Below are 18,604 nucleotides of genomic sequence, written 5' to 3'. Positions count from 1 at the left end.
CCTCACCATTTCCGGATGTGAGCGGAAATTTCAGGACAAGATTGATGAAGATCGCCGCAGGTGCGGCGGTCGCCATGGCGGTCGCGCTGCCCGCGTTACCGGCGGCGGCCGACACGCCCGATGAGCGGCCCGACGTGCCCGTCGGCACCTGGCTGGCCGCGCGTACCCAGCCGGCCGTCCAGCTGACGAGCTTCACCTACACCGGCACCGTCGCCGTGCCGACCAGCACGATCAACCAGGCCGCGTTCAACCGGCTCGTGGAGCAGGCCACCGCCACCGTGGCGTCCGGCAAGATCTCCTCGGACGAGCGCAGCATCGCCAAGTGGCTGTTCCAGCAGATCGCGGCCGACGTGGACACCTACCTCGCCTCGACCACCCCGGAGCGTACGGTCGAAGCCGAGGTCGGCGGCCTGTGCACCGGCTGGTGGGTCACCCCCGACGGGTACATGGTCACCGGGGCGCACTGCGTCCAGGTCGGCGAGACCGAGCTGAGCCAGCTGTTCGCGCGGCAGGCGCTGGCGAAGTTCAACCAGCAGGACGCCAAGGAGATCATCAGCGGGCTGCGGGGCCTGGAGGCCGACGAGGAGATCGTCAAGCTCGCGCAGCAGATCTACGTCACCTTCAACACCAACCACATGCAGCTCCGCAACCTGAAGCAGAGCCTGTCGGTGGTCCAGAGCCTGCCCGGCGGCGGCGTGGACAAGACGGCCAAGCCGGTCCCGGCCGAGCTGGTGTCGGTGGGCGAGAGCTACCCTGGCAAGGACTTCGCGCTGCTCAAGGTCAACGGCCAGCAGAACCTGCCGACCGTGCCGCTCGGCGACGACTCCGACGTGCGTACCGGTGACACGCTCTACATCAGCGGGTTCCCCGGCCTGGTCACCAATACGCCGTTCTTCAGCCTGGAGTCCAAGCTGGAGCCGGCGCTGACCGAGGGCCCGTACAACGCCAAGCGCACCACTCAGACCGGCGTGCCGTACATCCAGACCCAGGCGCCCTCCTACCACGGCAACTCCGGCGGCCCGGTGTTCAGCAAGGACGGCAAGGTCATCGGCATGCTGATCGCCGGCACGGTGAGCGAGAACGGCGAGGCGTCGGAGAGCGAGAGCTTCGTCCTGCCGGTGGGCATCATCAAGGAGAAGCTCGGCGAGAAGAACATCAAGCCCGCCCAGACCACCACGACGGCCCGCTACAACGAGGCGCTCAACGACTTCTTCCGGCACTACTACTCGGACTCGCTGCCGAAGTTCCGCGAGGTCCAGGCCCTGTTCCCGAACCACCCGTACGTGGCCAAGTACATCAGCGACGCGCAGCAGGCGATCTCCGCGGGCAAGGACGAGTCGCCCAAGCCGATCCTGCTGTGGGTGCTGATCGGGGCCGGCGTGCTGGTCGCCGCGGTGATCGTCGCGGTCCTGGCCAAGGTCCTCCGCGGCCGCGGGCGCCGGCGCCGCCACTCCGAGCCGTCCTTCGTCCAGCCCCCGCCCGGCGCGGTGCAGCCTCCGTCGTGGCGGCAGCTCCCCGCGGGCCAGGTGCCGCCCCCGGCGCAGGGTGCCTATGGGCAGGTGGCGTACGGGCAAGCGGCGTACGGGCAAGCGGCGTACGGGCAAGCGGCGTACGGGCAGGGCGCCGACGGGTACGGCCCCGTCGCGTACAACGCCGGCGGCTACGGCGCCGCACCGCACGGGTCGGCCCCGGACCACGCCAACCCCCAGTACGGCTCGGCCCCGGACCACGGCAACTCCCCGTACGGGTCGACTCCAGACCACGGCAAGCCCCACTACGGACCGGGCCCGTACGGGTACCCCGCGCCCCCGCACGGCCAGGCCCAGCCGCACTCGGGTGAGCAGACCCGCGCCGTCCGCTACGGCCAGTTCACGCCGCCGCCGAACGACCGGCCCTCCTAGTCCTGGATTCGCCTTGCCCGCCCTTTCATACTGGAGGCGACGCCCGGAGACATGACTGCCGTCGATGCCGGGCGGGATCCCGCTCGTGCCCGTGAACGCGAAACCCCCGATTCGTCGTCGGCCAAAAGGGAGACAGGAAATGCGCACGTCGTACGGACTCGTCCCGCCCGCTGTCCTGGCGATCGGCCTGCTCCTCTGCCCGGTCGCGCCCGCGTCGGCCGCCGCCACAACGACCGCCACGACGGCCGGCCCGGCGAGGGCCACGACCACGGCCATGGCCCTGACCCTGGACGAGGGCAGCTGCGAACCGCTCGCGCGGCGCTTCCTCTGCTCGGTCTCCTACAGCGGGGCGATCGCGCCGGTCGCCATCCGCTGGTTCGTCGACGGCGGCTACATCCCCGCGTACGACAACAGGAGTTTCGTGGGGATCGGCTGCCAGCCCACGGTGCGGTACGACATCCGGGCGGTGATCTCCGACGCCACCGGCGCGTCCGTCGAGTATCACACCACGCCCGTCTGCCGATCGGGCAATCCCTGACGTGTCCCGACTGCCCGTCTTCGGTTGATCTTTCCCTTGAGGGTGGTTGCCTGAGGGAGGTATCGATGCCGAGCAATCCTGGGCGTTCCACGCTGGCCACCATCGCCGCCTCGGCCGGCGTGTCCGTGGCCACCGTGTCGAAGGTCCTCAACGGCCGCACCGACGTCGCACCCGCCACCCGCTCGATGGTGCAGTCCCTGCTGCAGGAGCACGGCTACGTCGCCCGCCGGTCACGCCGGACGCGGACGGCGGCTCCGGCCACCGTCCAGGTGATCACGATCGGCAGCGAGCCGGCCCCGGCCCAGCTCGCCGCGCTGTCCCGGGCCCGCCTGCCGGTGGTCGTCGTCGACCCGCTGAACCTGCCGGACACCCCTGTGACCAGCGTCGGCGCCACCAACTTCGCCGGCGGCATGTCCGCCACCCGCCACCTGCTGGACCTCGGGCACCGTCGCATCGCCTACCTCGGCGGCATCGCCGACGCGGCCTGCAACCAGGCACGCATGCACGGCTACCGCGCCGCGATGGAAGCCGCGGGCGTGCCCGTGCCCGCCGAATACGTCCGTACGTCGGGCTTCCGCTATCCCGACGGGGAGACGGGCGGAGCCGCACTGCTCGACCTGCGGCTCCCGCCGACGGCCATCTTCGCCGCCGGCGACGGGAGCGCCCTCGGCGCCATGCAGGCGAGAAGATCGAGTCCCGCCACATCGAGCTCGCCACCGAGCTGATCGTCCGCGGATCGAGCCGGGCGGCCGGCCCATGAGGTTGCGCGGCGGCTCTGGACAATGCGCCGCATACGTGATCTGACGGAGTAAGAGCGCCGACGATCGCGAACAGGAGCACCTGGACATGAGCGACACGCCGCGACTGCACACCGCGGGCAACACCCTGCTGGAGCGAGCCCGCGCGCTGCGCCCGCTGATCGAGCGCGACGCGGACCGGGCCGAGGAGCAGGGCAGACTCTCCACCTCCGTCGTGGACGCCCTACACGAGGCAGGACTTTTCGGGATATGGGTGCCAGTGCCGCTCGGCGGCGCCGAGCTGTCGCCCAGCGAGCTGATGGCCGTCCTCGGGGAGCTCTCCTACGCCGACCCTTCGACGGGCTGGGTGGTCATGGCCACCTGCCTGGAGAACGGCACGGCCGGCGCCTACCTGGGCGACGAGGCCGTCGAACGCATCTTCAAGGGCCCCCGGATGCCGCTCTTCGCGGGCCAGGGCACCCGGCCGGGCATCGCCGTCCCCGAGGACGGGGGCTTCCGCCTCAGCGGGCAGTGGAGCTTCGCCTCCGCCATGTTGCACTCCCAGTACGTCCACAGCCTGGGCGCCATCGAGGGCACCGACGAGGTCCGGATCTTCATCACGCCGATCGAGGACGTCAAGCCGCTCGGCAACTGGGACGTCCTGGGCCTGCGCGCGACCGGCAGCATCGACTACTCCATGAACGACGTCTTCGTACCGAAGTCGCAGTCGCACGTCTTCGCCACGAACGTGCCCCTGCGCGGCGGCGCCATCTACCGGCTCGGTCTGGTCGACCAGGCGCTGATCTGCCACTCCGCCTGGGCGCTCGGCGTCGGCCGCCGACTGCTGGACGAGCTGAGCCGCTACGCCGTGGCACGGGCCGGGCGGACCGGGCAGATCGCCGGCAGCGACGCCTTCCACACCGACTTCGCCCGTGCCGAGGCGAAGTTCCGCGCCGCGGCGGCCCTGGTGCGCGAGACGTGGGACGACGTGGAACGCACCCTCGACTCGGGCCGGACCCTCGACGTACGGCAGGAGACGATGGTGCGGCTCGCGCTCAACCACATCACGTCGACGATCACCGAGGTCTCCCACTTCGTCTACGCGTCGGGCGGCACCTCGGCGCTGCGCGACGGGCTGATCCAGCGGCTGTTCAGGGACGTCCACGCCGGGGCCGCGCACATCACCTCGGGCCCGCAGCTGCTCCGGGAGTGCGGCCGCGAACTGGCCGGCCTGGCCGCGGGCGAGTCCTGGGCGCTGTTCGGCCTGGAGCCATAAGTCGGCCTGGAGCCATAAGAGCGCCGTCCCGCGGTGAGACTCCGGTGAAATGTCCGTGGAACGCCGTGCTCCCAGGCTGGTCCGCATGCCAATGACTGACATGACCAGGAGTGCGGCCTGCGGGGCGGCGCTCGTGCTCGCCCTTTCCGCCTGCGGTGCGCTGGGGCGGCCGGCTCAGCCCTCAGCCTCGGTGAAGGCTCCCGACGCCCCGGCGCAGGACCGGCCCGAGGACCCGCCCGAGGAGACGCCCTCTCCGGAGGACTCTCCCGCGCGGCCGGAGTCGCCCTCGGAAGGCGTGGTCGCCGGTCCCACCTCGTCCGCCCTGCCGGTCGAGGGCCGGAACCTGCGCCTGGTCAGGTCCGGCGAGAACGAGCTGGCCCTGCAGTTCGAGCTCTTCAACGGCACGGACGACGAGATCTCGCTCGGCACGCTCGGCCTCGACAGCCGCGAGCAGCTGATCACGCTGGTGGACCTGCCCCGCGGCACCGCCTACGGCCTGATCGGCAGCTCGGGCCCGGACGGGCGGATCAGCGCGGACGTCGACATCGAGCCGGGCCGGTCGGCTCCGGTGACGGCGGTCTTCGCGGCGCCGCCCAAGGAGGCCACCGAGATGCTCGTCGTGCTCAACGGCCTGCTCCCGGTGACCGTGCCGATCACGGACGCCGAACCGGCCGACGACCCCGCCCTGCGCGGCCCGCACAACAAGCTCCAGGTCGGTCCGCTGGTGTGCAAGACGACGGGCGGCACGCGTGAGGCGTTCCGGCTGCCCAGCGACGTGCTGTTCGAGTTCGGCAGCTCCAAGCTGTCACCGTCGGCCAAGTCCGCCATCGAGGCGCTGCGCGGCCGGGTCTCCGCCTCGTCCGGATCGGTGACCGTGGACGGGCACACCGACGCGATCGGGGGCACCTCCGACAACCAGACGCTGTCGCAGGAACGTGCCGCGGCCGTCAGCCAGGTGCTGCGTCCTTCTCTCGGCGACGGCTTCGCTTATCGGACGAAGGGGCACGGCGAGGGCGAGCCCGTGGCGCCCAACACCAAGCCCGACGGCAGCGACGACCCGGACGGGCGGGCGCAGAACCGGCGGGTCGAGGTGCAGATCGACAGCGACACCACCGTGCGGGCCCCGGAGACGGGAAGCGACCTGACCGACGCGGGGCTCCAGGTGCGGGTGGAGAGCGTACGGCGGCTGTCGGGCTACCTCCTGGCGAACGTCAAGGTCACCAACCCCGGGTCGGAGGCCGCGTCCCTGGAGTACGAGAACCACTTCACGCCTAAGGAGCTCACCTCGGGCCAGCTGTCGATCGCGGCTCAGAACGGCCGGCAGGAGTTGTGCGGCTTCGCCGAGCCCACGTACTTCGACTTCGTCGGCACGATGAGCGCCTCCTTCGCGCCGGGCAAGCTCGACACGGTGCCCGCGGGCGCCGAGGTGACGCTGTGGGGGCTCTTCCCGGCGCCGAGCACGAACGTTACGTCGGTGAAGGTCCAGGTCGGCGGCTACGACCAGGCACTCCCGGCCGAAGTGGCGAGCTGACTCCGCACGCTTCCTGGCCGAGGTCGCGAGCTGACCCCGCACGCGTCCCGAACCGAGGTCGCGGCGAGCTGAGTCCGGCGTTTCGCGGGCCGGTCATGGGGTGGCGAGCGCGGCTCTGACCTCCTCCAGGCGGGCGGCGTAGCGGGGCCAGCCGAAGCCCGAGGCGGCGTAGGCGGCGGCCGTCGCCTCCGCGAGCTCCCCGGCCCGCCGCCGGTCCCGGCCCGCGAGCGCCAGCGCCGCCGACACGGCCCGGGCCGCGAGCCAGGGCGTGCTGTGTTCGGCTGACTCGGCGTAGACCTCGTCCAGCAGCGCCGCCGCCTCGCCGAGCTCCTCGCGCCGGATGAGCACGTCGGCCAGGTCGATGTGCGCCATGCTCGCCCCGGAGCCGTCGGTGACCGCGTAGCCGACGGCCGTACGCATATGGGCTTCCGCCCGGCCCAGTTCCCCCTCGGCCATGGCGACGGCGCCCCTGATCAGCTCGTTGAGCGGGAGGATCTGGCGGTCGTCCAGCCGCGCGGCGTAGTGGTCGGACTCGGTGGCGCACGCCAGCGCCTCCTTGAGGTGGCCCATGCCCAGCAGCGCCTGCGCCTGGTTGCTGAGACCGCGCGCCAGCCCGTGCTCGTCGCCGGTCTCCAGGTCGAAGGCGTTGGCGGTGACGTAGCGCTGGAGCGCCTGCTCGGCGTCGCCCGAGTAGAGGTGGAGCGTGCCGAGCGCGTCGGCGACGGCGGACACCCGCTGCGTGTGGGAGACGCTCTCGGCCAGCTCCAGGCCCTGGAGCAGCGGCGGGAGCGCCTCACGCAGGCGGCCGCGTTCGATCTCCACGATGCCGCGGTAGTAGAGGACGTTCATGGTCACCATGTCGTCCGACGCGATCTCGGCCAGCTCGGCGGCCCTCGTCAGGAGCTCGGCCGCCGCGTCGAACTTGCCGACCATGGTGGAGACGAAGGCGTGGTCGCTCAGCGCGGTCGCCTGCTCGGTCGGCGTGCTGCCCGGCGCGTCGGCCAGGGCCGAGAAATGCCGCTCGGCCTCGCCGTACCAGCCGCGGATCAGCCACGGCGTGTGCAGTTCGAGTGCCAGCCGCAGGCCGTCGGCCGCCCGCTCGGTGCCGGGGGCGCGCTCCAGCGCGTCGAGCAGGTTGGGCCACTCCGCGAACACGGCCGACACCTCCTCCGCCGCGAGGAAGTCGGTCGGCGCGCCGATCCGGCGGACGAACGCCACGCACCAGCCCAGATGGGCGGCCAGCGCGCCCTCCGTCTCCCCTGCGGCGAGCAGCTTCGCCCGCGCGTAGTCGCGTACGGTCTCCAGCAGCCCGAACCGCCGCCCGCCCCCGGACGTCTCCACGGTGACCAGGCTCCGGTCTGCCAGCTCGGCCAGCGCGGGCGCGACGTCCCCGACGGTCACACCCTCTCCAACGGCGTCACCCGTGCCGGGACCGCTCGTACCGGGACCGCCTGGGCCGGCGTCGCCCGGCACGGTCGGCACGACGTGTTCGGCGGCCTCCAGGTCGAAGCCGCCGCTGAAGACCGACACCCGCCGCAGCACCAGCCGTTCCCGCTCGGCCAGCAGGTCGTGGCTCCAGTCGAGGGCGGCGCGCAGGCTCGTGTGCCGGCCGCCCGCGGTGCGTCCGCCGCCCACCAGCAGGCGCAGCCGGTCCTCGACCCGTGCGGCCAGTTGCGCCACTGTGAGCGTACGGGTCAGACCGGCGGCCAGCTCGATCCCCAGCGGCAGCCGGTCCACGGCGGCGCAGATCGCCGCGACGGCGGCGGGTTCGGCGCCGGCCTGGTCGGGGGCGCAGCGCTGGGTGAACAGCGTCGCCGCCGCGTGCGCGGGCAGCGGTCCGACCCGGTTGAGCTCCTCCCCCGCCACCAGCAGCGGGAGCTGCGAGGTGACCAGCACGGCCAGCCCGTCGGTACGGCCCAGCAGCCCCATGACCAGCTCGGCCACCTGGTCCACGAGGTGCTCGGCGTTGTCGAGCACCAGCAGCCCGCCGTCCAGGCGCGCGGCCAGCTCCGGCAGGGGATCGTCGGACTCCGACTCCAGCCCCACGGCCGCCGTCACCGCCGCGCGCACCGCCCCTTCCCGGTGTAACGGCGCCAGCTCCACCAGGGTCACCGCCCTGGGCTCCGCGGCCGGGGCCTGGGCCACGGCCTTGGCCGCCTCGATGGCGAGCCGCGACTTGCCGCTGCCCGGCCCGCCTGTGAGCGTGACGAGCCCCGGCCGCGCGAGCCGTCTCACCAGCGCCGCCAGCTCGCCGTCCCGGCCGACGAAGCTCGTCGCGGGGCCCGGCAGGCGTACCCGGGAGCGAGCCTGATCCGGGGCGGGCGACTCGACAGGGGGCGGCCCCGGCGACCCGGCCGAGAGCAGGGACGGCTCCGCGACGGAGAGCGGGGACGGCTCCTGCCCGGGTGCGATCACGCCTTGCGCCGGGGCGGTGTTCGTGAGCTGCAGGGACGGATCCTGGCGGAGGATCCGCAGCTCCAGCGCCGCCGTCTCCGGGACCGGGTCGACGCCGAGCGCGTCGGCCAGCCTGCGGCGGAGCCTGGCCAGCCGGTCGAGCGCGTCGGCCTGCCTGCCGGTGCGATAGAGGGCCAGCGCGAGCAGGCAGGACACCCGCTCGTGCAGCGGATGCTCGTCCGCCAGCCGCTCCAGCTCCGCGCTCACTTCGGCCGCCGCGCCGAGGGCGAGGTCGGCGGTGAGCCGCTGCGCCATCAGGTCCAGCCGCCACGCCTCCAGCCGCTCCCCCTCCAGCTCGGCATAGGGGATCGCCCGCAGATCCGCCAGCGCGCTGCCGCGCCAGAGCCCGAGTGCCTGCGCCGCCGAGCCCCGGGCGCCTGCGTGGTCGCCGGACCTGGCCGCCGCGTGCGCACGTTCGGCGGCGGACCGGGCCTTGACCAGGTCGGCGGCGTGGGCGTCGAGCGCGTAGCCGCCGGGCGTCCTGACCAGGGGTGAGGCCTGCCGCGACCGGCCCGCACCCTGCCCGGGGCCGGCGGGGAGGGCGGGGAGGGCGGCGCGCAGGCGGGAGACGAGGACCCGCAGGCGTTCGGTGGGACGGGCCAGCTCCGCCTCCCCCCACAGGTCGGCGGCCAGCCGCGCGTCGGGAACCGGAGACCCGCCCGCGAGCGCGAGCCGGGTCAGCAGCGCGCGCTCAAGGAGGCGATCCACCACGATCGTCGCGTCTCCGGCACGGACGGTGACCGGTCCGAGCACGAGGACGTCCAGGCCGGGGAGGGAGGGCATGGGGGAATTATCTCAGCGAATTCCGTGAGACGTCCGTGAAACGGGGGTGCAAGGTCATCCGCTCAGGCTGGCCTCATGACACACGACATCACGGACCTGCGAGCCACCGTACAAGGAGAGGTCCTCACCCCGCGGGACGCCGGCTACGAGGACGCCCGGGCCCTGCACAACAGCATGATCAGCCGCAGGCCGGCCGCGATCGTGCGGGTCAGCGGCACCGCCGACGTCGTCGGCACGCTGTCCTACGCGCGCGAGCACGCCCTGGAGGTCAGCGTGCGCGGCGGCGGGCACGGGGTGGCCGGGCACGCGCTCGGCGGCGACCTCGTGATCGACCTGTCGGCGCTGCGCGGCGTCACCGTCAACGCGGCCGCCCGGACGGCCGTCGTTCAGGCGGGCGCGATCTGGGGCGAGGTCGACCAGGCCACGCAGGCGCACGGCCTGGCCGTGCCCGGCGGCCGGATCAGCCACACCGGCGTCGCCGGGCTCACCCTCGGGGGCGGCGAGGGCTGGCTGTCCGCGAAGTACGGGCTGAGCTGCGACAACCTGATCGCCGTCGAGCTCGTCACGGCCGACGGCCGGGTGGTCGTCGCCGACGACGAGAGCGAGCCCGAGCTGATGTGGGCGCTGCGCGGCGGGGGCGGCAACTTCGGCGTGGTCACGTCGTTCACCTTCCGCCTGCACCCGCTGGGCCCGCTGGTGCTCGGCGGCATGCTCGGTTTCCGGGTGTCCGACGCGCCCGCCGTACTGGAGGCCCTGGACCGGCTGCACTCGGCCGGGCACGACGACTTCGCCCCCGCGGCGGTCTTCCTGACGGCGCCACCGGCGCCGTTCGTGCCCGGGCACGTGGTGGGGCGGCCGATCCTCGCGATCGCACCGGTCTGGCTCGGCGACCCGGAGGCGGGGGCCGAGGTGATCCGGCCGCTGTTCGAGGCGGCGACGCCGCTGTTCGACGCGGTCCAGCCGATGCCGTACCTGGCGCTGCAGTCGATGCTGGACGACGGCTCGCAGCCGGGGCGGCGCAACAGGTGGTCGGCGGAGTTCGTGCCCGGCCTGGAGCCGAGCCTGATCTCCGACCTGCAGGACGCCGCGATCGCCGCGCCGAGCCCGCTGTCGCAGCTGATCGTCTCGCCGCTGCCGGAGGCGGTCAGGACGGCGCCGGACTCCGCCTTCCCCAGCCGCCACGGCGGGCGCTGGCTGGTGCACCCCGTCGGCGTCTGGATGGATCCCCGCGACGACCCCGCCAACCTCGCCTGGGTGGAGGAGGTGACCTCGGCGATCAGGAAGCACGGGGTCACCGGCTCCTACCTGAACCTGGAGCAGGCCGACGACGACCGGGTGCGCTGGGCGATGGGCGTGCGCAGGTATCGCCGGCTGCAGCAGGTGAAGGCGGCCTGGGACCCCGGGGACGTGTTCCGCCACTGCGCCCACGTCAGTCCATGAGGAGCCCGGCACCCGCCCGGACGGCGGGCGGGTGCCGGTCACGCTAGGACGGCTGCCTGGCCGCGCGCCACTCGGGCGCGAGCACCGACCAGATCTCCGTGTCGTACCGCTTGCCCCGGTGCGAGTTGCTCTCCCGCAGCACGCCGTCCCTGGTCATCCCCAGCCGCCGGGCCACGGCGATGCTGGCCGCGTTCTCCGACGCGACCATCCACTCGATGCGGTGGATGCCCCGTTCTTCGACGGCCCAATCGATGATCACCCGTGCGGCCCTGGACACCAGGCCCTTGCCCGCCGCCGACGGCTCCAGCCAGCAGCCCACCTCCGCGACGCCCCTCAGGACGTCCATCGTGCGGAAGAGCACCCCGCCGACCAGCGTGCCGTCCGTCCAGATGCCGTAGAGCCGGCCGGTGTCGGTGGCGGCCTTCTCCGCGTACGACTGGAGCAGGGACCGGGTCGACTCCAGGTCCGTGGCCCTGTCCGGGAACGAGATGAACCGCCCGACGAACTCGCGGCCCCGATCCATGTGGGCCAGGAACTCCTCGGCCTGCCACGGCTCCAGCGGCCGCAGCTCCGCGCCGTCCTCGCCCAGGGATATTGCGAACATCGTTCCCCCAACGATCGAAAACCAGGCCATATCGCCAGCAGATCCTCTCACGCGGCAAGGCGGGGCAGGTTGGCGATCTTCCGGAACAGCCCAAAACTGTGCATCGTCCGCACGCCGACCGGCCGGGCCCGGCAGGCGCCCGACGACACTGCTGCCATGGACACGGAAGACACCGATGGCGGCCAGAAGCCGACCGGGTTCGCCGGGGCCGTGTACGGCTCGCTGCTGGCGGCGTCGGTCGTGGCCGGCACCGTCGTGGACGGCACGCCGATCTCGGCGGGCGACCTGGTGATCGTGTTGATCTGCACGGGTGTGGTGTTCTGGCTCGCCCACGTCTACGCCATGGTGGTGTCCGACAGATCCCAACCCTTGACCTGGCAGCGGCTCCGCACAGCCGGCCGGCACGACTGGCCGGTGGCGCAGGCCTCGTTCCCTCCTGCCATCGGCGCCGCCTTCGCCTCGGCGCTAGGCCTGTCCGACAGGGCGGCGACCTGGGTGGCGCTGGTCGTCGCCGTGGCGAGCCAGGCGGCCTGGGCCGTCGCGGCGGCCGTCACGGCCCGGGCCCCTGCGCGGATCGTGGTTCTCTCCGGGGTCGTCAACCTCGCGCTGGGGCTGGCCATCATCGCGCTCAAGACCCTGGCGGGCTCTCATTGAGGTCTTGACACGGCGCCGCCGATTTGAAAACTTCCTTAACAGATCGGGGTTGACAACGTTGTCATCACTCCTCCTGGGAGACCGCTGTGAGCACCCTCTGGCCTTCCCCGTCCCGTCGTAAACGATCTCTTATGATGGCGGTCTTATGCGCCGTGACCACCCTCGCCCTCGCCGCACCCGCCGCCGCGCTGACCGGCCCGGCCGGACCTGAGCCCGTGCCCAATCCCGGCCCTTCGGGCACTCCGACCCCCAACCCCTCCTACAGCCCGCCCCCCGGCCCGCAGGCCGCCGAGCCGGCTCCGCCTGCGGCGGAGACGCAGCGGGCGGCGCGGGACGGGCAGGCCCTGGCCCGGGCCGAGGGCGCGGCCTTCGCCTCCTCCTTCGAGCCCGGCGACCCGCAGCCGACGTGGGCCGACACGACAGAGACCGACGCCCGCGGCGTCAAGAAGGCTGCGAACGTCATCGGCACCCTGCCCGGACGCATCGAGGGCAGCATCTCGGACAAGATCGCCCGGTTCAGCGCCAGCGGCGAGAACGCCTCCGGCGGCGAGGGGAAGGAGAACCTGGCCGACGATGACGCGAACACCAAGTGGCTGGTGTTCGCCGGCACCGGCTGGGCGCAGTACGGCCTGGCCGCCCCGGTCGCGGTCGTGCACTACGCGCTGACCTCCGCCAACGACGCGCCCGAACGCGACCCGCGCGACTGGCAGTTGCAGGGCTCCCAGGACGGGCAGAGCTGGACCACCCTGGACACCCGGACCGGCGAGACGTTCACGGCGCGCTTCCAGCGCAAGGAGTATCGCTTCGCCAACCCGACCGCCTACGCCCACTACCGGCTGAACGTCACCCGGATCGGCGGCGGCGCGACCCTGCAGTTGGCCGAGTGGGAGCTGTCGGACGGCCGGACCGGCCCCACGCCGCCCAGCGACATGCGCAGCCAGATCGGCGCGGGGCCGAACGGCGGGTTCGTGTCCAAGCCGCGCGCCGGCTTCTCCGGCCTGCGGGCGTTCCAGTACGCGGGCAGCACCACCGCCGCGACCGGCGGCCACTCCACCAACAAGGTGTTCGAGGTGGACATCCCGGTCACGGCCACGACGGAGCTGTCCTACGTGGTCTTCCCCGAGTTCACCGCGGCCGACCTGCGCTACCCCAGCACGTACGTCTCGGTGGACCTGGCCTTCCGCGACGGCACGTACCTCAGCGACCTCAAGGCCGTCGACCAGCACGGCGTCCGGCTGGCGCCGCGCGCGCAGGGCGAGTCCAAGACCCTGTACGCCGACCAGTGGAACTACAAGCGCGCCCAGATCGGTGAGGTCGCCAAGGGCAAGCGGATCAGCCGCATCCTGGTGGCCTACGACAGCCCGGCAGGGCCCGCCGGGTTCCGCGGGTGGGTGGACGACATCAAGATCGTCTCGGAGCGGAAGCGGCAGCCGTACGAGGGCCGCCCGGCACGCGACGATCGCAGCCCTGCCCAGTATGTGATGACCACCCGGGGGACGCACTCCACCGGCGGCTTCTCGCGGGGGAACAACTTCCCGGCCACCGCGGTGCCGCACGGGTTCAACTTCTGGACGCCGATGACCAACGCCGGCTCGACGAGCTGGCTGTACGAGTACCACCGGGCCGGCAACGCCGCCAACCTGCCCGAGATCCAGGCGTTCGCCGCCAGTCACGAGCCCAGCCCGTGGATGGGTGACCGGCAGACGTTCCAGTTCATGCCCTCGGCGGCCGAGGGGGTGCCCGACCCGTCCCGTACCGCCCGCGCGCTGGCCTTCCGCCACGAGCGGGAGGTCGCGCAGCCGCACCTGTACGCGGTCACGTTCGACAACGGGCTCAAGACCGAGATCGCCCCGGCCGACCACGCGGCGCTGGCCCGCTTCACTTTCCCCGGCTCAGAGGCCAAGCTGATCTTCGACAACGTGAACAACAGCGGCGGCCTGAACCTGGACCCGGCCGGCGGTGTGGTGACCGGCTACTCCGACGTGCGCAGCGACCTGTCCACCGGGGCCACGCGGATGTTCTACTACGCCGTCTTCGACCGCCCGGTCACCGGCGGCGGCAAGCTGACCGGCCAGGGTCGCGACAACGTGCTCGGCTACCTGTCCTTCGACGCGGGCACGACGAGGACGGTCACCATGCGCATCGCGTCCTCGCTGATCAGCATCGACCAGGCCAGGCACAACCTGGAGCTGGAGATCGCCGCCTCGGACACCCTGGAGACGGTCAGCGAGCGCGCCCGCCGGGCGTGGGACGCCAAGCTGGGCGTCATCGAGGTCGAAGGGGCCGGCCGGGACCAGCTGGTCACGCTGTACTCCAACCTGTACCGGCTGTTCCTCTATCCCAACTCCGGCTTCGAGAACACCGGCACCGCGGCCGCGCCCGTCCACAAGCACGCCGTGCAGTCGGCGACCAGCACCCCGCCCAGCACGCCCACCCAGACCGGGGCGCCGGTGGCGGACGGGAAGGTGTACGTCAACAACGGCTTCTGGGACACCTACCGCACCACCTGGCCCGCGTACGCGCTGCTCACGCCGAAGGCGGCCGGGGAGATGATCGACGGGTTCGTGCGGCAGTACCTGGACGGCGGCTGGATCTCCCGGTGGTCCTCGCCCGGGTACGCCGATCTGATGGTCGGCACCAGCTCCGACGTCGCCTTCGCCGACGCGTACCTGAAGGGGGTGACCGGCTTCGACGCCGTGGCCGCCTACCAGGCCGCGGTCAAGAACGCCACCGTCGCCCCGCCCACCCGGCAGGTGGGCCGCAAGGGCCTGAACACCTCCGTCTTCCTCGGGTACACGAGCGTCCAGTCGACCGGCGAGGCGATGTCGTGGGCGATGGACGGCTACATCAACGACTTCGGGATCGCGAACATGGCCAAGGTGCTGGCCGAGCGGTCCACGGGAGCGCAGCGTGCCCGCTACCTGGAGGAGTACGAATATTTCCGGAACAGGGCGCGTAACTACGTCCACCTGTTCGACCCGGCGGTGCGCTTCTTCCAGGGCCGGAACGCCGACGGCTCCTTCCGGCTCAAGCCGAGCGCCTACGACCCGCGTACGTGGGGCTTCGACTACACCGAGACCGACGGCTGGAACATGGCCTTCCACGTCCCGCAGGACGGCCGCGGCCTGGCCAACCTGTACGGCGGCGCGGACAAGCTGGCCGCCAAGCTGGACGCGTTCTTCGCCACCCAGGAGACGGCGGCGTTCCCCGGCTCGTACCGGGGGATCATCCACGAGATGCGCGAGGCCCGGGACATCCGGATGGGCCAGTACGGGCACAGCAACCAGCCCTCGCACCACATCGCCTACATGTACGACTACGCGGGACAACCGTGGAAGACCCAGGCCAAGGTGCGCGAGGCGCTCTCGCGGCTCTACCTGGGCAGCGAGATCGGCCAGGGCTACCCCGGCGACGAGGACAACGGGGAGATGTCGGCCTGGCAGGTCTTCGGGGCGCTGGGCTTCTACCCGCTGCAGATGGGCAGCCCCTACTACGCGATCGGCTCGCCGCTGTTCAAGAAGGCGACGGTGCACCTGGAGGGCGGCAGGAAGCTGGTGATCAAGGCGCCGGGCAACAGCCCGCGCAACGTCTACGTGCAGGGGCTGACGGTCAACGGCAGAGCGTACGACAAGACGTACCTTCCGCACGACCTGATCGCCAAGGGCGGCGAGCTGGTGTTCGAGATGGGGCCGAAGCCGTCGCGCTGGGGCACGGGCAGGAACGCCGCCCCGCCCTCGATCACCGACGACGGCCGGATCCCCGCCCCGCTGCACGACCTCACGGGGCCGGGACGCGGCACGGCGTCGGCGGCCGGCGGCGCGGACGTGAGCGCGCTGTTCGACGACGACTCGGCCACCCGGGCGACGTTGCCCGAATGGGTGCGATACACCTTCGACGGCGATCGGGAGGCGCGTTACTACACGCTCACCTCCGGCGCCGGACAGCCTTCCGAGGATCCGTCCGGATGGGTCCTGGAGGGCTCCGCCGACGGCACGTCGTGGAAGGTGCTCGACGAGCGGGCCGGTGAGAGCTTCCCGTGGCGGCTGCAGACCCGTCCGTTCAAGATCGCGCATCCTGGCGCGTACGCCCACTACCGGATCAGGTTCACCGGCGGCACGTCGCTCGCGGAGATCGAGCTGCTCGCCCCCGCGCCGCCCGCCACGTCACCGCTGGTCATCGAGGCCGCCGGGATCTTCGCCGCGCCCGGGGAGACCGTGACGCTCCCGGTGACCGTGTCCGACCATGCCGACCGGCCTGCCACCGGACGGCTGACCGCGACCGGCCCTGAGGGCTGGACCGTCCAGCCCTCGGGAGGGGTCGCCTTCGGCCCCGTCGCGCCGGGCGCGTCCCAGACCGTGACGTTCCAGGTGACGGTGCCGGCGACGGCGGGTCCCGGCAGCCATCCGATCCGGCTCGCCGCGACCTCCGACCAGGGGCCGGCCTCCGAACAGGTGACGGTCACGGTGATCGGCGACACCGTGGAGTTCACGCCCGGCACGGCGGCCGAGGAGCCGTGGCTGCTGGAGGCCGACGGGTCCCAGCTCGACGGAGAGGTGTTCGACGGGCGCGCCCGTTTCACCGACGGCGACGGCCACGCCACCTACCGGTTCGAGCTGCCGGCCCAGGTGAGCGGGGGTTCGGTGACGCTGGACATCGGCAACCAGTTCCTGGTGCAGGTCTCGGCCGACAACCGGAGCTGGCGGACCGTGCTGCGGGAGAGCGCCGACGTGCGCGACCTGTCCAACCGCTCGGCGCGCACGCTCGACCTCGACGAGCTGCGGGGCGAGGCCCGTACGTTCTACCTGCGCATCGGGGACAGCCGGCCGGAGAACGGCTGGGGGTCCTGGCTGGCCAGGGTGCGGCTGGACCTGCGGCGCTAGGAGTTGCGGAAGATCACGTCTCCCTGAGGAGGTTTCCAGGCGAAGCCCGCGGCCAGCGCCGAGCCCGTACGCGGCACGGCGATGAGGTCCGTCCATTCAAATCCGGTCGCCGGCGGGGTGACGCTCTGCCGGGTCAGCACGCCGCCGGCGTACCGGAGCGCGTCGATGGACAGGGTGGTGTAGGCGTAGGGGTCCTGGCCGTCCGGGGTCGCGGTGATCGACTGCCGGGTCGTCGCCGCGTAGACGCCGCCCGAGCCGTCGCCGGACAGGGTGGTGACGTGGTCGCCGGGCAGCCGGAGCTGCTCCCACGTCCCGCCGCGCCGGTGCAGCAGGACGGCCCCCGGCTGCGTCCAGTCGCCCTGCTGGAACCCGGCGGCGATCCAGACGTCCCCGTTCGCGGCGGCGAGCACCGCGTCGTAGCGAACCCGTACCGGTCCGTACGCGGGCACGGCCGCCGCGGGCACCGCGACGGCGGGCAGCGCCACCGGGTGCCACGCCTTGCCGTCCCAGCGCATGACGGCGGAGGGACCCCAGCCCCAGACCTCTCCGGGCGTGCGGACGCTGATCTCCCTCAGGGACGCCGGCGCGGGCAGGCTCGTCCAGCGGCCGCCGTGATAGCGCTTGAAGAACACTCCCCGTGTACGGTCGTCGCGGCCCACGACCCAGGCGTGCTCGCCGTCCGGGACGTTCAGATCGGTGATCGTGGTCCGGCCCGACCCCATGAGCCGCCAGCGCCTGCCGTCCCAGCGCGACAGCACCGAACGGGCGCCGGTGGTCCCCGCGATCCACACGTCGGCCGGGGAGGACGCCTCGATCAGGGAGATCTCACGCAGGGGCCCGCCCGGGGCGGCGAACTCCGACCACTCCCTGCCGTTCCAGTGCCTGATCAGGGGCCTGGTGACGGGCGAGCCGGTCCGCGGATCGAGCTGCTTGGTCTCGCGCCGGCCCGCGGCCCAGGCGTCCGCCGGCCCGGTGGCGGCGAGATCCGCGATGTACGTACGGGCTCCGCCGCGGAAGCCGACCTGCCAACCGACGGCAGCCTCGACCGGCGTGACCATGGTGAGCGCCGCCAGCACGACGGCCACCGGGATGCGGTACACAGAGGCATGATGGCGCCTGCCCGGGATCCGGCCGGCTGCGCCGAGCTGAACGATTGACGAACTTCACCCCATCCGGGCGGTCAGCGCGCGCAGGCCCGCCAGGACCTCCGCCCCCGTCGGGGCTTGGTCCGGGTCGTTGAGCCACTGCATCATCACGCCCAGCAGCAGCGCGAGGTGCACCGAGCCGACGGTGCGCACCTCGCGCTCGGCGAGGTCCGCCTCGTCGCCGTCCACCAGGTGCGCGGCCATGCCGCGGCGGCCCTCGCGCTGACCGGCCACGAGCTCGTCGCGCAGCTCCGGCGAGTGCTCGGCCTGCACCATGGCCTCCAGATTGGCCAGCCACAGCGTGCGGTGCTCGCCGATCGACGCGATGAGCCGCTCCCAGAGCGCCTCGAAGCGCTCGCCGGGCGCGGCCGCCTCGTCCACGGCGGCCATCGCGGCGCCGATCTGCTCGCCCCACTCCCGCATGGCCTCCACCAGCGCCGCGTTGAGCAGCGCCTCGCGCGAGCCGAAGTGGTAGCCGATCGCGGCCATGCTGACGCCGGCCGCCGCCGAGATGTCGCGGACGGTCGTGCGCGCCCACCCCTTCTCCTCCAGGCAGCGCCGCGCCCCGGCCAGCAGGTCCTCACGGTTTCCCATGGCGGACAGCCTAGCACGAGCGCATGAGACGACCGTCTTGCGCATTTGCCCAAACTCTGCGTACGGT

12 protein-coding genes are annotated in these 18,604 nt (G+C 72.5%); 8 read left to right on the top strand and 4 right to left on the bottom strand.

The annotated features are described in order from the left end of the window. Positions 1–44: 44 nt before the first annotated feature. The 5 genes from ACIHFD_RS14990 to ACIHFD_RS14970 all read left to right on the top strand — a co-directional run bounded on the left by ACIHFD_RS14990 (position 45) and on the right by ACIHFD_RS14970 (position 5,983). On the top strand, positions 45–1,901 hold the full coding sequence (locus tag ACIHFD_RS14990; RefSeq protein WP_397367356.1) for a trypsin-like peptidase domain-containing protein: 1,857 nt from the start codon (positions 45–47) through the stop codon (positions 1,899–1,901). 139 nt (positions 1,902–2,040) lie between these two features. Then, positions 2,041–2,439 (top strand): hypothetical protein, encoded by a 399-nt coding sequence (locus ACIHFD_RS14985; RefSeq protein ID WP_397367355.1) that lies wholly within the window; start codon positions 2,041–2,043, stop codon positions 2,437–2,439. A 65-nt stretch (positions 2,440–2,504) separates the two neighbouring features. After that, on the top strand, positions 2,505–3,164 hold the full coding sequence (locus tag ACIHFD_RS14980; protein ID WP_397367354.1) for a LacI family DNA-binding transcriptional regulator: 660 nt from the start codon (positions 2,505–2,507) through the stop codon (positions 3,162–3,164). A gap of 121 nt (positions 3,165–3,285) precedes the next feature. Then, positions 3,286–4,452, top strand: coding sequence for an acyl-CoA dehydrogenase family protein (locus ACIHFD_RS14975; protein ID WP_397367352.1), 1,167 nt, complete (start codon positions 3,286–3,288; stop codon positions 4,450–4,452). 85 nt (positions 4,453–4,537) lie between these two features. After that, positions 4,538–5,983, top strand: a complete 1,446-nt coding sequence (locus ACIHFD_RS14970) for an OmpA family protein (RefSeq protein WP_397367351.1) — start codon at positions 4,538–4,540, stop codon at positions 5,981–5,983. Positions 5,984–6,076: 93 nt separating this feature from the next. On the opposite strand, the gene ACIHFD_RS14965 is transcribed toward ACIHFD_RS14970, so the two are convergent. Next, entirely contained in the window at positions 6,077–9,220 is a 3,144-nt protein-coding gene (locus ACIHFD_RS14965; RefSeq protein WP_397367349.1) for an AfsR/SARP family transcriptional regulator, read from the bottom strand. A 75-nt stretch (positions 9,221–9,295) separates the two neighbouring features. On the opposite strand from ACIHFD_RS14965, the gene ACIHFD_RS14960 reads away from it, so the two are divergent. After that, positions 9,296–10,660: an FAD-binding oxidoreductase gene (locus ACIHFD_RS14960; protein WP_397367348.1), complete on the top strand. Its 1,365-nt coding sequence runs from the start codon at positions 9,296–9,298 to the stop codon at positions 10,658–10,660. Between the two features lie 43 nt (positions 10,661–10,703). Here the strand turns inward: ACIHFD_RS14960 and ACIHFD_RS14955 are convergent, their stop codons facing one another. Beyond that, positions 10,704–11,264 carry a GNAT family N-acetyltransferase gene (locus ACIHFD_RS14955; RefSeq protein WP_397367347.1) on the bottom strand — a complete coding sequence of 187 codons (561 nt, stop codon included), beginning with the start codon at positions 11,262–11,264 and terminating at the stop codon, positions 10,704–10,706. Positions 11,265–11,420: 156 nt separating this feature from the next. Here ACIHFD_RS14955 and ACIHFD_RS14950 point away from each other — a divergent pair, with 156 nt between their 5' ends. Continuing rightward, positions 11,421–11,918 carry a hypothetical protein gene (locus tag ACIHFD_RS14950; RefSeq protein WP_397367346.1) on the top strand — a complete coding sequence of 166 codons (498 nt, stop codon included), beginning with the start codon at positions 11,421–11,423 and terminating at the stop codon, positions 11,916–11,918. A gap of 152 nt (positions 11,919–12,070) precedes the next feature. After that, positions 12,071–16,798 carry a GH92 family glycosyl hydrolase gene (locus tag ACIHFD_RS14945; protein WP_397367345.1) on the top strand — a complete coding sequence of 1,576 codons (4,728 nt, stop codon included), beginning with the start codon at positions 12,071–12,073 and terminating at the stop codon, positions 16,796–16,798. On the opposite strand, the gene ACIHFD_RS14940 is transcribed toward ACIHFD_RS14945, so the two are convergent. Both ACIHFD_RS14940 and ACIHFD_RS14935 read right to left on the bottom strand, forming a co-directional pair. Beyond that, on the bottom strand, positions 16,795–17,898 hold the full coding sequence (locus tag ACIHFD_RS14940) for a hypothetical protein (protein ID WP_397367344.1): 1,104 nt from the start codon (positions 17,896–17,898) through the stop codon (positions 16,795–16,797). The genes ACIHFD_RS14945 and ACIHFD_RS14940 overlap by 4 nt on opposite strands. Before the next feature lie 63 nt (positions 17,899–17,961). Next, positions 17,962–18,537 carry a helix-turn-helix domain-containing protein gene (locus tag ACIHFD_RS14935; RefSeq protein ID WP_350731735.1) on the bottom strand — a complete coding sequence of 192 codons (576 nt, stop codon included), beginning with the start codon at positions 18,535–18,537 and terminating at the stop codon, positions 17,962–17,964. Between the last annotated feature and the right edge of the window lie 67 nt (positions 18,538–18,604).

It is taken from the genome of Nonomuraea sp. NPDC051941, assembly GCF_044593615.1.
Note: the sequence above shows the minus strand (reverse complement) of the source record. Positions and strands in the feature narration are given on the sequence as shown.

Coding starts and splice junctions, on each gene's coding strand:
- ACIHFD_RS14970 (WP_397367351.1), top strand. CDS start 4,538: ATGCCAATGACTGACATGACCAGGAGTGCGGCCTGCGGGGCGGCGCTC.
- ACIHFD_RS14965 (WP_397367349.1), bottom strand. CDS start 9,220: ATGCCCTCCCTCCCCGGCCTGGACGTCCTCGTGCTCGGACCGGTCACC.
- ACIHFD_RS14975 (WP_397367352.1), top strand. CDS start 3,286: ATGAGCGACACGCCGCGACTGCACACCGCGGGCAACACCCTGCTGGAG.
- ACIHFD_RS14980 (WP_397367354.1), top strand. CDS start 2,505: ATGCCGAGCAATCCTGGGCGTTCCACGCTGGCCACCATCGCCGCCTCG.
- ACIHFD_RS14960 (WP_397367348.1), top strand. CDS start 9,296: ATGACACACGACATCACGGACCTGCGAGCCACCGTACAAGGAGAGGTC.
- ACIHFD_RS14985 (WP_397367355.1), top strand. CDS start 2,041: ATGCGCACGTCGTACGGACTCGTCCCGCCCGCTGTCCTGGCGATCGGC.
- ACIHFD_RS14990 (WP_397367356.1), top strand. CDS start 45: ATGAAGATCGCCGCAGGTGCGGCGGTCGCCATGGCGGTCGCGCTGCCC.
- ACIHFD_RS14955 (WP_397367347.1), bottom strand. CDS start 11,264: ATGTTCGCAATATCCCTGGGCGAGGACGGCGCGGAGCTGCGGCCGCTG.
- ACIHFD_RS14935 (WP_350731735.1), bottom strand. CDS start 18,537: ATGGGAAACCGTGAGGACCTGCTGGCCGGGGCGCGGCGCTGCCTGGAG.
- ACIHFD_RS14950 (WP_397367346.1), top strand. CDS start 11,421: ATGGACACGGAAGACACCGATGGCGGCCAGAAGCCGACCGGGTTCGCC.